The sequence below is a fragment of the Lysinibacillus sp. FW12 genome, from assembly GCF_050817245.1.
GTDB classification, from domain to species: domain Bacteria; phylum Bacillota; class Bacilli; order Bacillales_A; family Planococcaceae; genus Lysinibacillus; species Lysinibacillus irui.
Genome location: NZ_CP139094.1, coordinates 1,897,117 through 1,912,788, shown reverse-complemented (window position 1 = coordinate 1,912,788; position 15,672 = coordinate 1,897,117). Strand labels below are relative to the sequence as shown.

The 15,672-nt window shown below is 38.1% G+C and carries 15 protein-coding genes; 4 read left to right on the top strand and 11 right to left on the bottom strand.

The window, feature by feature from the left end:
• Positions 1 to 43 precede the first annotated feature (43 nt).
• On the bottom strand, positions 44 to 1,441 hold the full coding sequence (locus SJW71_RS09750) for a PLP-dependent aminotransferase family protein (protein ID WP_431812060.1): 1,398 nt from the start codon (positions 1,439 to 1,441) through the stop codon (positions 44 to 46).
• A gap of 128 nt (positions 1,442 to 1,569) precedes the next feature.
• On the opposite strand from SJW71_RS09750, the gene SJW71_RS09745 reads away from it, so the two are divergent.
• Complete coding sequence (locus tag SJW71_RS09745; RefSeq protein WP_274793581.1) at positions 1,570 to 2,733, top strand: PLP-dependent aminotransferase family protein; 1,164 nt, start codon at positions 1,570 to 1,572, stop codon at positions 2,731 to 2,733.
• Positions 2,734 to 2,946: 213 nt separating this feature from the next.
• Here SJW71_RS09745 and SJW71_RS09740 read toward each other — a convergent pair whose 3' ends face one another.
• The 5 genes from SJW71_RS09740 to bioD all read right to left on the bottom strand — a co-directional run bounded on the left by SJW71_RS09740 (position 2,947) and on the right by bioD (position 7,078).
• The gene (locus tag SJW71_RS09740; RefSeq protein ID WP_312507464.1) at positions 2,947 to 3,069 is read right to left on the bottom strand and encodes a hypothetical protein; all 123 of its coding nucleotides are present in this window, start codon (positions 3,067 to 3,069) and stop codon (positions 2,947 to 2,949) included.
• Positions 3,070 to 3,438: 369 nt separating this feature from the next.
• A complete protein-coding gene (gene bioB / locus SJW71_RS09735) occupies positions 3,439 to 4,434 on the bottom strand; it encodes a biotin synthase BioB (protein ID WP_312507463.1) in 996 nt (331 codons plus the stop codon).
• On the bottom strand, positions 4,431 to 5,024 hold the full coding sequence (locus tag SJW71_RS09730; protein ID WP_407134321.1) for a biotin transporter BioY: 594 nt from the start codon (positions 5,022 to 5,024) through the stop codon (positions 4,431 to 4,433). The genes bioB and SJW71_RS09730 overlap by 4 nt, the downstream gene beginning before the upstream one ends.
• Positions 5,017 to 6,393, bottom strand: a complete 1,377-nt coding sequence (gene bioA, locus SJW71_RS09725; RefSeq protein ID WP_407134319.1) for an adenosylmethionine--8-amino-7-oxononanoate transaminase — start codon at positions 6,391 to 6,393, stop codon at positions 5,017 to 5,019. The genes SJW71_RS09730 and bioA overlap by 8 nt, the downstream gene beginning before the upstream one ends.
• Positions 6,374 to 7,078, bottom strand: coding sequence for a dethiobiotin synthase (gene bioD, locus SJW71_RS09720; RefSeq protein WP_274793586.1), 705 nt, complete (start codon positions 7,076 to 7,078; stop codon positions 6,374 to 6,376). Before bioD ends, bioA begins: the two co-directional genes overlap by 20 nt.
• Positions 7,079 to 7,403: 325 nt before the next feature.
• Here bioD and SJW71_RS09715 point away from each other — a divergent pair, with 325 nt between their 5' ends.
• Positions 7,404 to 7,868, top strand: a complete 465-nt coding sequence (locus SJW71_RS09715) for a hypothetical protein (protein WP_274793587.1) — start codon at positions 7,404 to 7,406, stop codon at positions 7,866 to 7,868.
• Positions 7,869 to 7,926: 58 nt separating this feature from the next.
• On the opposite strand, the gene SJW71_RS09710 is transcribed toward SJW71_RS09715, so the two are convergent.
• Both SJW71_RS09710 and SJW71_RS09705 read right to left on the bottom strand, forming a co-directional pair.
• The gene (locus SJW71_RS09710; protein WP_431812059.1) at positions 7,927 to 8,964 is read right to left on the bottom strand and encodes a beta-carotene 15,15'-monooxygenase; all 1,038 of its coding nucleotides are present in this window, start codon (positions 8,962 to 8,964) and stop codon (positions 7,927 to 7,929) included.
• Positions 8,965 to 9,064: 100 nt separating this feature from the next.
• Positions 9,065 to 9,952: an AraC family transcriptional regulator gene (locus SJW71_RS09705; RefSeq protein ID WP_431812058.1), complete on the bottom strand. Its 888-nt coding sequence runs from the start codon at positions 9,950 to 9,952 to the stop codon at positions 9,065 to 9,067.
• 112 nt (positions 9,953 to 10,064) lie between these two features.
• Between SJW71_RS09705 and SJW71_RS09700 the strand changes: the two genes are divergently transcribed.
• Complete coding sequence (locus SJW71_RS09700; protein WP_312507457.1) at positions 10,065 to 10,991, top strand: EamA family transporter; 927 nt, start codon at positions 10,065 to 10,067, stop codon at positions 10,989 to 10,991.
• Between the two features lie 152 nt (positions 10,992 to 11,143).
• The gene (locus SJW71_RS09695) at positions 11,144 to 12,193 is read left to right on the top strand and encodes a Cj0069 family protein (protein ID WP_312507456.1); all 1,050 of its coding nucleotides are present in this window, start codon (positions 11,144 to 11,146) and stop codon (positions 12,191 to 12,193) included.
• 30 nt (positions 12,194 to 12,223) lie between these two features.
• Here the strand turns inward: SJW71_RS09695 and SJW71_RS09690 are convergent, their stop codons facing one another.
• The 3 genes from SJW71_RS09690 to SJW71_RS09680 form a co-directional block, all read right to left on the bottom strand.
• On the bottom strand, positions 12,224 to 12,856 hold the full coding sequence (locus SJW71_RS09690; RefSeq protein WP_312507455.1) for a LysE family transporter: 633 nt from the start codon (positions 12,854 to 12,856) through the stop codon (positions 12,224 to 12,226).
• 112 nt (positions 12,857 to 12,968) lie between these two features.
• The gene (locus SJW71_RS09685; RefSeq protein WP_431812057.1) at positions 12,969 to 13,709 is read right to left on the bottom strand and encodes a tetratricopeptide repeat protein; all 741 of its coding nucleotides are present in this window, start codon (positions 13,707 to 13,709) and stop codon (positions 12,969 to 12,971) included.
• Between the two features lie 91 nt (positions 13,710 to 13,800).
• Positions 13,801 to 15,516 (bottom strand): methyl-accepting chemotaxis protein, encoded by a 1,716-nt coding sequence (locus SJW71_RS09680; RefSeq protein WP_322605586.1) that lies wholly within the window; start codon positions 15,514 to 15,516, stop codon positions 13,801 to 13,803.
• Positions 15,517 to 15,672 lie beyond the last annotated feature (156 nt).

Here is a 15,672-nt window from a genome sequence, read left to right as displayed (position 1 = left end):
TCACCTCTTTGTTCTCTTAGCTTTATTATACGCTTGCTATCCATTAATCAACAAATGCATAATCACCATTACTTTCGAGTATATCCTTTAAGATGATTAATGCCTGCTCCAATTGCGTTTCTGGTGCTGCAATGGCTAATCGAACTGCATTCACAGGCTTTGTATTCCCAACAGCGAAACGCTCCGCCGCATAAACTTGTACACCAGCTTTGGAGGCTAACAATTCAAATTGAACACCTGTAAATTTGTCAGGTAAGTGGAGCCATCTGAAAATACATTCGTCATCCCCTAAAATGTGATAATCTCCTAAATACTGATTAACAAGCGCATTTTGCTGCCTAGCATAGGCTCGATGTTTTTCTAAAATCGTTTGCGCCACCCCTTCATGAATCAATCTAGCAGCAAGTTCCAGCATCATAGGAGAGATGGAAATGTTGATATTATAGAGAGTTTCCATAATTCTTTTGCGAAAAGTTGGAGGTGTCACAAGGAAAGAAAGCCGTAATCCTGGTGATAGCGTTTTTGACAGGCTAGCAATATAAATGACCTTGTCTGGAGCATAGGAAGCAATAGGGGCAAGCGCTCGTTCCTTAAGAAAGCTATAAATGGCATCCTCAATAACGATTAAATCTTTCGCTCTGGCCACTTCCGCAATCATTTTTCTCGTTTCCACGGACATCGTATGTGTCGTTGGGTTATGAAAATCAGGGATAACATAGATGCCTTTGATATGTTCATTTTTACAGGCATACAATAAACCTTCTCTTGTCATCTCGCCCTGGCATTGTTGTATGGCCACCAGTTGTATACCTAGCATATTAGCGGCTGTTTTAATGCCAGCATAGGTAATAGGATCTGTACCAATTCGGTCTCCGGGCTGAAATAGGGCGGCGAGTGTTCCCACAATGGCATTTTGTCCGCCAGCTCCGAGCAAAATAGGTTGATCGGTTTGAAAATTCACCAATTCAAAAAGCTTCATGACAGCTTCATTTTGCCAAGCATTTCCCTCTGGTCGTCCATATTGAAATAGCTTGCTAAAACTAGGTTCGTTCAACATCTTTTTCATAAATCGTGTAATATCATCATTTACAAAATTATCTGGTAACACTGAGCCCATTTCAATGATAGGCGTGGCACGATTCGTGGGGAGTAACATTTTGTTGCTAGCCGCATCCGTTGAAACAAACGTTCCACTCCCAATTGAGGCATAAATTAATCCTTTTTGTCCACAGAGCTTGAAGGCTCGTGTGATGGTGCTTAAATTGACATCTAAAAAATCAGCTAATTCACGCTGTGGAGGAAGTTTTGTCCCTGGCGCTAGCTTTCCATCCTTGATATCTTGTTCAAGTTGATGTGCGATAGCTATATATAATGGAGCCGAAATATGGCTAATATCTGGCTTCCAACTCATTGGGTATTCGTCAAATGAATTAATAGGCATTGAAGAAGCCCTTCTTTCTGTTAATTTGCATACAATAGTTTAATTGTCTTGCATACAATGATAATATTGTATGCACACGATGACAATGATATAATTTTTAAAAAATCAGAAAAAAAGGACCGATTATTATGCAATATTCAGAAAGAATCTTAAAAACCCCATCCTCATTTATTCGAAATATTTTGAAAGTAACAGATGCAGAGGATGTCATTTCCTTTGCAGGTGGGCTTCCAAACCCAATCTCTTTCCCTATTGACGCGTTAAGAGCATCAGTGGACCATGCCATTATGGAAAACGGCAGCCGTTTATTTCAATATTCATCAACACAAGGATATGCACCACTGAGAGAATACATTGCTGCGAAATATCAGCGTGTTCATGGATTAGATGTACAGGCAGATGATGTCTTTATTACTACAGGTTCACAGCAAGCACTTGAACTCATTGGTAAAGTACTCATCAATAAAGGCGATGGCATTATTATCGAAGAGCCTGGTTACTTAGGGGCGATTCAAGCCTTTACATTAAGTGAGCCAACTTTCTATGGGGTGACACTTGAAAACGATGGTCTTAACCTAGAGGAATTAGAGCGCGCCCTTCAACAGCCTAATGTAAAATTCATTTATACGGTACCAAACTTCCAAAATCCAACAGGGCTCACTTACTCAAAAGAAAAACGTGAGCAAATTTGCGAAATAGTGTCCAAATACGATGTTGCTTTAATTGAGGATGACCCATATGGAGAGTTACGATTCCAAGGCGAGCCACTTCCATATATCGGTGCTGGTAAATTAGAAAATAGTATTTTACTAGGTTCTTTCTCTAAAACGGTCACACCAGGCATGCGTCTTGGTTTTATCATCACGAAAAATAAAGAGCTTTTACAGCATATCGAAACAGCAAAGCAAGCTTCTGATCTTCATACAAATATTTTCTCTCAATATGTTATCTATGATTATTTAGCTAGTAATGATTATGCGGAACATGTAAAGAAAATAATTGCGCTGTATAAAAATCAGTCAGATGCGATGCTTGAGGCAATGCAAGAGTTTTTCCCTGCCCATGTTGAATATACACGCCCTGACGGAGGGATGTTTATTTGGGCAACAATGAAGGATGGTACACCAGCCCTTGATGTTTTCCATAAAGCAATGGAACAAAAAGTTGCCTTCGTACCTGGTGATCCATTCTACACGTCAAAAACAAACGTGAATACAATGCGTCTTAACTATACAAATGCAACACCTGAAGTGATTCGTGAAGGAATTAAACGTTTAGCAAGTATATTATAAAAAGTGAAACCGTATAAACGCTTACACAGCGCTTATACGGTTTTTTAATACGAATAATGAATGGTCATCCTAAGACCTGTAGTGTATTACTTGGATTGATGTATGTGTCGATCGGCCTTACATCTTATATCATCCCCACTTTATAGTTCCTTTTCAATTGTCGTTTATTAAAAAACAGCCCTCAAAGAAGAGAGGGCTGCATGTCTTAAAAACCTATTTTGTATATGTTAGAACTGCATGTTTCTTGAATTTTAACATCGCTTCTGTTGCCTCATTTTTACTTGCATACTCAAAAATCCGAACATCCTTTTTATCAAAAACTGTAATAACCCACATGTGAAAAGCTCCCTTCGCTTAGTTTTTATTGTAATATAACAACCACCAAAACTTGAGCTACATATCGTCAACTGTTTTATAACAATTCCTTACTTGATTCTTATTTTACGCTGTTTTTTTTGAAAAGAAAGCTTTATGTGAAGGTCTTCACAAACTGTTCAATTTCAAAACGCTTTCATTGAACAATTTGTGAAAATTGTTATTTGATAGGCATAAAACAGTAAACTCTGTTAGCTCTATCCGTCATTTTTCAATTTATATCCACCGATTTGCTTCTCTCATCCGTCATTTGCCTTACTTTATCTGTCTCAAGCAAAAAACCGTACGAATGTACGGTTTTGCTGTAGTAGTAGATTTCATTTCATAAGGTTAACAAAAAACTGCTTCTTGCTTTTGTGTTAATTCAATCTCGAAGCCTAAGTCTTCCAACATACGATAATCACTATTCGCCTCTTGACCAGCTGTTGTTAAATAATCGCCTACAAAAATGCTGTTTGCTGCATAGAGGCCAAGCGGTTGAAGTGACCCTAAATTAATTTCACGACCTCCCGAAATACGGATTTCCTTTGTAGGATTGATGTAACGGAATAACGCCAAAACTTTTAAACAGTACCGTGGATTTAATTCCTTTGTTCCCTCTAACTTTGTACCATCAATGGCATTTAAAAAGTTCACTGGGATGGAATCAGCGTCCAATTGATGGAGGGCACGTGCTATATTGACTACATCCTCTTTCGTCTCCTTCATACCGATAATGGCACCAGAACAAGGTGAGAGCCCATGCTTTTTCACAATCTCCACCGTATTGACACGATCCTCATAGGTATGTGAAGTAGTAATATAAGCATGATGACGTTCGGATGTATTCAAATTATGGTTGTAGCGATCCACACCAGCTTCCTTTAATTGCTGTGCCTGTTCTTCTTTCAGCAAGCCAAGACAAGCACAAACCTTTAAACCGTATTTTTCTTTAATTTCAGCGACTGCCTCGCTCACAACATTGACATCTTTACGAGTTGGCCCTCGACCGCTTGCTACGATACAATACGTCCCAATTTTGTTGTCAAACGCTCGTTTAGCACCAGCTAGAATTTCTTCTTTTGAAATAAAAGGATATTTTTCAATAGGAGCAGTAGATTTAGACGACTGCGAGCAATAACCACAATCCTCTGGACAATAGCCGCTTTTTGCATTCATAATCATATTTAATTTTACTTTTTTACCATAATAATGACGACGAATCGCAAAAGCACCATCCATCAGCTGCAATAGCTCATCATCTTCACAATTTAAAATGGCCAGTGCCTCCTCATTGCTAATGATTTTGCCAGCAATTACTTCTTGCGCTAATTGTTTATAATTCATATGACATTCTCCCTTTCCACTTGTGAAATTTTCACATTTCTTGCCGACTGAAATACTTTATACAATCTTTCTGCTAGTAGGCCTGATGTGATAGCTAAGCAAAAGTCAGCCACAATGCTGCTTAGAAAACCAATAGCGAAAACGTGTGACCAGCTTGACTTCATGTCTAACCAGAAATTCAAAGCCACATATAAATAAGGAACGGCTACAGCATAAATAAGGATAAGCCCCATAATCGTTGCCCCAATGAAATGCATTTTTGTTGGTGTCTTTATTCTTTCCATAATGAACCCAATGCAATAGGCAGCAAGGGCAAAGCCAATCAGATAACCGAATGTAGGCTGCAAAACATACATAATACCTCCACCCTGTGTAAATACTGGTAATCCCACTAACCCTACTCCAATATAAATAAGTTGACTATAAAGGGCATTGCGACTACCTAATAAGCACCCAGCTAAAAACACAAAAACAATTTGCAATGTGAATGGTACGACAGGTAATGGGATTTTAATAAAAGCCCCGATTGCCGTAAGAGCAGCAAACATAGCAATCATGACAAGTGCTAATGTATGGTGACGTTTACTCAACTGTAACCCTCCTGTCTTGGAAAAATTGTTCAATCGTTTCTTTTGTTGTTTCGATCATGAAGGCCATTTCTTCATCAGAAATAATATACGGTGGCATAAAATACAGCACATTGCCAAGAGGTCTTATGAGTAGACCATGTGCTAAAGCACGTTGGTAAATTTGATAACCAATTCTTTCTTCACTAGGGAATGGTTCCTTTGTCTTTCGATTGGCAACAAGTTCAATAGCCCCCACTAAACCAACTTGTCTGTATTCTCCTACATAAGGTGCCTCATGAAATGCAGCCGTTGCTAACTCTCGCATACGCTCACCTTTCTGTTGAATCATTGCAATCACTTGCTCCTCTTCAAACATCGTTAACACTTCAAGTGCAACTCGGCAGGCCAATGTATTGCCCGAATAACTATGAGAATGTAAAAATGCCTTCATTGTTCCATAATCGTCATAAAAAGCTTGATAAATTTGGTCCGTCGTTAAGACAGCAGATAATGGTAAATAACCGCCTGTAAGCCCCTTTGATAAACACATAAAATCAGGTGAAATCCCCGCTTGTTCACAAGCGAACAATGTACCTGTGCGGCCAAAGCCAACAGCAATTTCATCTGCTATTAAGTGCACATCATACTGAGAGCACAGTGCTCGTAAGCGTTGCAAATAGATGGGTGGATACATTTTCATACCTGCTGCCGCTTGTATAAGCGGTTCTATAATAACAGCCGTAATTTCTTCATGATGTTCTTTGAGCTGATCTTCTATAAAGCGACTACATGGCGCATTACAACTTGCTGGCTCTTTGTGAAATGGACAACGATAGCAGTCTGGCCCTTTGGCACGAACAGTATCTAATAAAAGAGGCTTGTACACTTCATTGTAAAGCTCTACTCCTCCTACAGATAAAGCCCCAATCGTTTCTCCATGATAAGCATCCGTCAAAGCGAGAAAGCGCTTTTTCTTTGTTTTACCTGTCTGCATATGGTATTGAAAGCTCATTTTCAAGGCCACCTCTATGGCAGAAGAGCCATTATCCGCAAAAAATACTTTATGTAAGCCTTCTGGTGCTAAAGCTGATAATTTCTCGGCTACTTTTATTGCAGGCTCATGGGTAAAATTAGCAAAGATCGTATGCTCTAATGTAAATGCTTGCTCACTTAAAGCCCGGCTAATACGTGGATTAGCATGCCCAAATAAATTGACCCACCAAGAGGATACGGCATCTAAATAACGTCGGTCGTGCTCGTCATATAACCATACTCCTTGTCCTTTTTTTATAACAATGGGTGGAAACGCCTCATAATCCTTCATTTGCGAGCATGGATGCCAAATATGCTTTACATCTCTTTTCTGTAAGTCAGTTAATGCTTGATTCATATGCAAAAAGCCTTTCAAACAAAGTTGTGTGTGTTATGGAATACTCCATTAGCTGTGACATATTATTTAGCTTCGGGATAATTGCATAAGGTATAGGGTGGTATTGTAAAATCGTTTGTATATTGTCCTGTTCCATTTTGCTACCTGTGTCCCCATTAAAAACAATACCTGCCACATTAATTTGACGAGAATGTAATGCCTCCATCGTTAGCAATGTGTGATTAATCGTCCCAAGAGATGTCCTTGTAACTAGCACTACTGGCAGCTTGCTCCTAACAATCACATCCAGTAAAGTCGGACCATTAGGAGCAGTGAGCGGCACAAAAAGTCCACCAGCCCCCTCGCATATCACGACATCATAGGATTCTTGTAATCCTTGAAGGTGCTGAAATAATTCGTCTACATGAATTTGCTGTCCCTCCAGCTGTGCAGCAAAATGTGGTGAAGCGGCTTCTCTAAAAGAATAACTATTGATGTGCCCTTGCTTAAGCTTCTGTAAGGAATATGCTTCATACATGGCTGTATCATGATAATAGCCATGCCCATTGTCATTTACCTCCCCTGTCTGAACAGGCTTATATGGGGTAACGTTTAACCCCTTTCTTTGTAAATGACACATTAACATGGTGGTGACAATGGTTTTTCCTACATCCGTATCTGTTCCTACAACCCAAAAATGTTGCATTGTTAACTTCCCCCCTTTTTTAAGTTAACCAACTTCATTATTTAAGTTAACATAAATATTTTTGTTTTGTAAATGCTATTTCTCTATTTTTCTGAATTTACTATTTTCCTTAATAAAATCAGTAAATTCCGTCCTAAATGAAGAAAAAACACTAGACCCCCTCCTTCTAGAGAAAGAATCTAGCGTTTACTGTCATACCCAATAAAACAATTTCATACTTTGGAAAAGTTCAAGAACCTAGGAATTATTAACCTTTTGATTATTAGGATGTTTTTAAAGGATTTTAATCATTACTCGTAGTATTAAACTACATGGGGGTGGTTGTATGTTTGGCATTTTTAAAGAACCAGAGAAGATTATCGATACATATGAACAAGTACATGTTATTTTGAAATCCTTACTCACCTATGAATTAAAAGAGTTACCGCATCGTTATGAATTTTGGTACCGTGTGGCGATTCGTCAGGAGGAGTTGCGTACATTACAGGCAGAGCATCGAGCTAAAATATCCATGTCGTCTGCAGTTGGACGCTTTCATCAAGTGCAATATGAGGTTATGACGCAAAAGCTAGCAAAGCTTGAACGTGTTGCAGATATTTATAAACTATTTTGTATTGAAGATGAACGAGAAGCTTTAAATCATCGACTATACTTTCATCAAAATAATATTGCTATTCTATACGACCATATTCAGCATAAAGAGCTTTATACGTATTGTGATGCGGCTCAGCAGCAATTTTGGGAAGCAGTCCGCGATGATATTCTTCATGCGATTGCCCATCTTGATTAAATAAAAAGGCCAGCGTTTTGATTAACCTATTCAAAACGCTGGCTATTGAATTGTTACGCTAGAAGTGTTTGGACATTCCTTTTTCTAGCATTTGTCTAAATTCCTGTACTTGATCTGCTTTAATCGCTACTTGGTTATAGTGTTTTTTTATTCCTAACATAAATGTCACTTCTACCGGTTCTTTCATTTTTAAAATAAATTGTGGATAGGCTTCTCCAAAATCACGGGCAATAAAATCTATCGTATCCTTTGATAATTTTCCTTCTAGTTGCCCTTTGTCTTCAACCATTTCTGCAATATGAGCAAAGCGGACTTCTGTTCGTTTCATTAAACCAAGAGATAAATATAAAGTATCCTCAGTGACGTATACGGGGTTTAAACGTATGGCCTGCATATCCGCTATAAAAAAAATAACTGAATACAAATTAAAAATAAGCAGTACAATCGAAAGGATCATGGATTTTTCATGTAGCCACCAGTGAATACCAATTGTCTCGATGGCAATACCATGAATAATCATAAGCTGAAAAGCGATATAGCTTGACTGTTTATGCAAAGTTAAGCCTTGAGATTCTTTCCTTCTCCAGCTTGCAAAACTATAATAAAGCACTAGTAAATCTGCACAAATCATTTGAATAACCGGATGCTTTGGTGCATGCTTTTCTACGGCCTTTGAAAATGAAAAGAGATCAGGTAAGGAACTTTCACGAACATCCTTTAAAATAGATGGCAAGTATCGTACAAGGGTTGCTACAAGGACAATCTCCAATAGAATAACCGTTCCTTCGACCGCAAAACCAGCCCACGTTACGGCCACAAATGGCTGAAGATGCTCTATGGGAATGATAAAGCGTGCGGCAATACAGCCAAAAGCGGCCAATAATATAGCCTGCTTTAAGGAGAATTTCCCTTTATAAAGCATATATAACACAGGCATGACCACAACAAAGTCAAACAATGAACCCATCACTACACCGTTCGTTTTGAGGGGTAAAATGGACAAACCTAATCCACTATGATAGAGCGTAAAATTGCTAGCTAGCACTAATAGTAACAAGGCTAGCCATATATTCTGCTTTCTTTTTAAAACGATCATTTTCCTTAAGCCCCCTTTCTACTGTTAATTAAACTTTATTTCAATTGGTTAATCTTGTATATATTTTAAGTAAAAAAGTTTATCGTCTTTCCATTTCAGTTCAATTATTTTTCACACTTAGAAACTTTCTGCGATAAACATGTGGCGAGTAGCCTGTATATTGTTTAAATTTCTCAATATAGTAACTGACTGTACTAAATCCAGTATTAATCGCAACGGCAGTAACGGATTGCTCATCATTCTGTAATAGCTCTATGCTTTTGCGAAGTCTGTATTGTAATAAATAGCTAAATGGTGTCATCCCCACTATTTTTTTAAAGAAGCGGCTACATTCGGCACGACTTAAGTAAACATGACTAGCTAAATCTTCTAATGCTATTTTCTCGTGATAATGTGCGTGAATAAAATCTAGCATAGCTTTTGCTCGTTCATGCTGTACGATAATACTAGAATCCACGATTTCTTTTGTTAGCATGGATTGTGTTAGCATCGATTCCCAAATGAAGAGGAGTTCTCTCCATATCTTAAACTCAAAGAATGCTACCTGCTCTCGCATCATATCCGCTATATCCGCTACTTTTTCTGATAACTCCCCGGTTAACTTAACATATGGCAATCGATTAGTCGTTATATAGGGCTGCACATATTTAGAGTGAAAGATGCTGCCTTCATGTCCCCCCATCAACTTTGCATCCACATTTACACAATAAATCAAAGCTTGCTCAATTTGATATGGTTTGGCTTCATGTAATCCCGATACATTGATAAAAAGTCCCTCCCCCTCCTCCAATATAAATGCATCTGTTCCTACTCGATATTGGACACGTCCACTTTTTATATAAACAAATTGAATTTCTTTATGCCAATGAAGTGGTAGGAAATCCATGCTTTCTAATCGCATGACCGTTTCATATAAGGCAACTGGAAATTCCTTTGTGCCATGTAATGTTAGTTCTTGTAAATCCTTCGAAATGTTTAAGTGTGGCAACAATTTTCACATCCCTCAATATATTGATATTTTCACAGTATTGAACCGCTATTTTTTCATATTTAATTCCATTATAATCACTTTATCATGATAGTTTAGGAGATGTTAGGATATGGGTCAAACCATCAAGAAAAATCGTACATATGGTTTATTACTTGTCATTCTAGGAGCAAGTTTTTGGGGAATTGGAGGAACCGTAGCGCAGAGACTGTTTCAACAGGACAATATAGAGGTAGGCTGGCTTGTTTCTAGTCGGTTGCTTTTGGCTGGAATACTACTACTTGCTGTTTATAAAATTACCCATCGTCATGCCTCCATATTTGTTGTGTGGCGGACAAAGCAAAATGCATATAGACAAATTTTATTTAGTTTACTTGGGATGCTTGCTGTCCAGTATACCTATATGATGTCCATCGCTATTGGTAATTCAGCAGTGGCAACATTACTACAATATTTAGCACCTCTGTTTATCATGGCTTATTACTTTTTAACGAAGCAAAGTCCATTAACAAAACAAGATGGCGTTGCAGTCACACTCACTCTTGTGGGAACATTTTTGCTCTTAACAAACGGTTCCTTGTCGACCTTATCAGTTCCATTTCTGGCTGTGTTGTGGGGTGTATTATCAGGACTTTCAGTTGCATTTTACACGCTATATGCCGTGCCACTTCTGCAACAGTTTCACTCTTTATTAGTTGTTGGCTGGTCTATGATCATAGGTGGTTTAGTAATGAGTTTTTTCCATCATCCTTGGGCTATTGATATGTCAACTTGGACCTTTTCTACCGTTATTTATTTCCTTTTTATTATTGTGTTTGGCACGATGCTTGCGTTTTGGTTTTATATTGCTAGTTTGCAGTATTTATCGCCAAAAGAATCTAGCTTACTAGGAAGCCTAGAACCATTAACTGCTGTCGTCACGAGTGTATGGTGGTTAAAAATTTCATTTGGAGGCTATCAGTTTTTGGGGACATTATTAATTCTCTTGATGATTTTATACCTCACAGTTTTTCAAAAGAAACAGCCCGAAACATCTTAAAATCAGATAATTCAAAATAGTAATAGTTAATACTTCCTATTATAGATATAGAAAAATATGAATTTATACATAAATTTTACATATTTCATATATCTTTTCTCCCTTTTTGTCAACTATACTGAACATAATAACAGACAAAGGGAGGTACTATTATGGATAAAAAAGTTATTATTTTCGAGGTTGAGGGTGGCACAGATAAAGGACCAGACGGCTATCGCCCAGATACAATGCCCATGGTGGATGCATTAAAGCAACGAGGACAAGATGCTGAGGTTCTTTTCTTTGATGTCACTAAAAAACAGGCAATTTTTGAGTATGTAAAAGAGCATGGTGTAGCCTATGTATCCCGCATTAATCCAGGCAACTTGCAGCATGAAGAAGAGTATTTTGAAATGTTGCGGGAGCTATGCCAAGCGGGAATTATAGGAATGCCACATCCAGATGCCATGATTAGCTACGGTTCTAAAGATGTGTTATCAAAGCTTACGACGACTAATTTAGTACCTGATGATACATTTGCCTACTACACAATCGAAGCATTCAAAACACAATTCCCTATATCCTTAGCCGTGACTGAACGTGTTCTAAAGCAAAACCGTGGTTCAACTGGTGAAGGCATTTGGCGAGTAAACTTGGTGGACCCACTGGCCGAGGGCGTTACTGCAGTGCCACTTGATGCTCAAATTAAATGTACAGAAGCAAAAGATAACCATGTTGAATATTGGCAACTTGGCGACTTTATGACGTTTTGTGAGCAGTATATTACTGGTGCCAATGGTATGTTAATTGATATGCGATTTCTTCCACGTATTACAGAGGGGGAAATCCGTTTATTGATGTTACGAGATCACCCTGTTCATGTCGTACATAAGAAACCTGCTGAAACGAAGGATGCCTTTAGTGCAACGCTCTTTTCAGGTGCTCACTATCGTTATGATCAGCCCGAAGAATGGCCAGAGCTTGTAGAAAACTTTTTAGCACAGCTCCCTCACGTGACAAGCTTATTAGGGAATCATGATTTACCGCTGATTTGGACTGCTGATTTTATGTTAGATACAAATGAAGCGGGAGAAGATTGCTATATTTTAGGGGAAATGAATTGTTCCTGTGTTGGTTTTACGTCTGAACTTTCGTTAGCGCAGCAAGTAGCAGAAGAAATAGTCATGTGTATGGATGAGCGTACAGAGGTTGTTGCGCAATAAAAAAAGTGCGATCTTTTTAGATCGCACTTTTCATATATAAATCTTAATTGCTTGTATAAATTCATATATAAAATAACCAGCAAAGCCAATTAACAAGAATCCTGCTACAATGGTAAATGTTTTAATCATTTTACGATTCATTGCTTTACGTGTCACCGAGACAATCGTTAGTAAACCGATATCGTGGAGTAAAATTCCACTAAGAACACCAGCAGCAATGATTAAAAAGCTTGTCTGCTCTCCTTGTCCATAGGATTTCGCTAAAACCACTCCAAATACATTAACCCAAAAAACGAGATTACCAGGTGAAATTGCTACTAGTAGGCCATTAAAATAAGAGGCAAAAAACGATTTGGTGACTTTTTCTCCTACCAACGTAATATCATGGTCGGCATTCTTGATCGAATCATACCCTAACAAGAATAAAAATCCTGCCCCTATAATCCACATGGGTAGTTGTACCATCGGCATAGCCAATATAGAAGCTAGTCCCATATACAAGGCAAAAACTAATACTATATCAATGGTCATGCCACCAAGTCCCACAGCCCAGCCGTGTATAAAACCATTTTTGAGTCCTTGCTTTGTCATTTCTACCGTAATTGCTCCTACAGGCATGGCAATGGCAAGTCCTACTAATACATACGCTACATATAAACTCAAAAAAACACTTCTTTCATGTCATCGATAAGCTTCATACGTCCGTTTATACATTCATGGTAGCATAAATATACTTTAAAGGAAATAATTATCAATATTAAATATATTTCTAGATTTATAGCATCTGCTTTTTCCATTGAGCCAGTACATCGTTTGATTTTGCTAGGTCCATTTTCAATGTAACTTGCTTGGCTGTGCAACGTTTTTTGGCTTTTTCCCATGCTTCTTCTAAGGCCGGTAAATAGCTTAAATTTTTAGTTGCGGCTATAAGTTGTAAAAAAATATTCCCTTGAATATAGTGCCAACGAGGATTCATACCATCTAATAGAATAGCTTCCTCAATTAAGCGCAGCGCCAGATAGGGGCTTCCCTCATGTCGATTTAAAAACTGTGCAAAAGCCCCCCAGTATAGCGCTTTATTTGGCTGTAGCTTGATGGCCTCAGCATATTGTACGGTTGCCTTATCATGTTCTTTAGCAAGGACATAATATTCAGCCATTGTATAATAAGCATTCGCCTGTGCTTCAATGGTCCCTGCTAATAATTCATCGACTACTTTTCCAAACTGTTCACTATCTTGACTACCTATATAAGCAGCAAGAACATCTCGTTCTGGATAGGAGCCATCTGTTCGTTCTACACTTTGCTTCACCTTCGCATCAGTAGTTGCCGGTATATTGGCATAACCATTTGCCTCAAGCAATGCAACATGTTGCAAAATGAGCTGTTTAGCCTCCCCATCTTTAATGGTTTCATTGGCAAGTATATCTTCAGCTAGTTGATAACTCTCTTTTACTTGTCCACTTACAAATAAGTCATTGATTTGTTGAACTTGCTCATCCATTCGATTAACCACTATTCATATCCTCGCCTTCACCTAAAGAAAAATCTTATAGTTAGTGTACCATCTTCATAGTGTAAGAAAAAGATAACCTGTCCTAATCTTTCTACAATTCTTTTAATTTAAATGCTTTAACATGTTGCTCTAGTGTATGAGCCATTTGATTTGTTTCATTAGAACCTTGTGAAACCTCATCAATACTTGTAGTTGTTTGCTGTGCTGCGAGAGTAATCATATTCATCGTTTCCTCAATATCTCGAATCGATTCTGTTAATCGTTGAATCATTTGAACAATAAGAGCTGATTTTTGATTTTCAGCGGTCATGGCATTCGATATAGCAATCATTTCATCAACTGTAGTAGCCACTGCTGTTGAAATATTTCCTAAAGCTTGTGCTGTTAAACGCACCGTCTCTGTTCCTTTTTGGATATATTGCGTATTATTATTCGTTGATGTCATGACTTGCTGTACATGTTGCATAATATCCCCAATAAGTTGCTCTACTTGTAAAACCTCCTGATTGGATTGCTCAGCAAGCTTACGTACTTCCTCTGCTACAATGGCAAAGCCCTTCCCATGATCCCCTGCTCTAGCAGCTTCAATTGAAGCATTTAAGGCGAGCAAATTCGTTTGTGAGGCAATAGTAGCGATAGACGTTGTAATAGTCTGGATTTTGGTGGCAGAGCTAACTAAGTTTTCTACTGTCTGACGTACTTCACCTGATCCGCTATGAATTAATGCCATATCATTGCTTATATCCTTTGCTAATCGCTCACCCTCTGTTGCTAAATTCATTGTTTGTCGAGCATTCTCTGCACTTTTATTGGCATTGTTTTGAATCATTTGAAGATCTTCTGCTAAAGATGTAAGAACATCTGTGGCATTTTCCGCATGATGCATCCCTGCAGTCACAGCACTTGTTACCTCTTCAATATTATTAGCGACACCTTGAATTGTATTAGTCATATTCATCAAAGTGGAAGCGGTTTCATCTACATTATTAGTTAGAGTATTGGAAGTGGAACGCATTGTCATAATCATATTTTGTAAATTAGCCGTCATTCGATTTAATGTATTCGCTAAATCCTCCACTTCATCCTTACTGTTAATCTTAGTTTCAGGTACAGCTAAATTACCATTTGCAATTTCTTTTGCCTGCTGAATAAGGACAGTAATAGGTTTTACTTTTCGACGGATTAAAAATCCAGTAATGATAGAAGCAATAAGCATTGGGAAAATACTAATTAATATACCGTTCCGTACGACATCCCAAGTTCGCTCCTTGACGATATTGGCATCAAAATCGATAACACTAATGGCAATAATCTCTTTATTAGAGTCGTGGTCTTTAAAAATAGGCGCATAGCCAGATAAACGCTCCATCCCAGCAAAGGTATATGGTTGTGAGTATGTCGGGTGTTGATGTGAAAGCAAATTTTCAAGCGCTTCTTTGTCTACATAAAATGAATCGCCAGGTGCAAAGCCTTTCTCAGCTAATTGATCATCAAGGGCTATTAATGTACCATCAAGGGCTAATATATATTGTGTTTGGAAAATATCTTTATGGCCCGTTGTCCAGTTTAAATCCTTCCCAATACGCTGCTGTGCAGCTTGATCGCCGCTAATGGCCCTATCTATCTGTTCTGGATTGATCAAACCTGTCGTAATATTGGCACAGCCATAGGCCTCTACACCAGCAGCATCATATAGTTTATTGTATGCAGTTATGTATGTGGCGAGCGAAGTGATCCCTAGCATAACAACTAAAATACCAGCGATAATCGTCCCTAGTTGAAAAGTTAATGAATTGCGTAATTTCACGATTCATCGTCTCCCCTTTCTTGTCATAATCTATGAATATTTCCTATTATTTCTCATCATACTATAAAAAGATGTATTAAAAAAGCATCTTTAATTTATCTTAGAAGTTTAAAGTGTTGGATAAAAGTTCTGAATTGTGCGATAATTGAAGTAAAC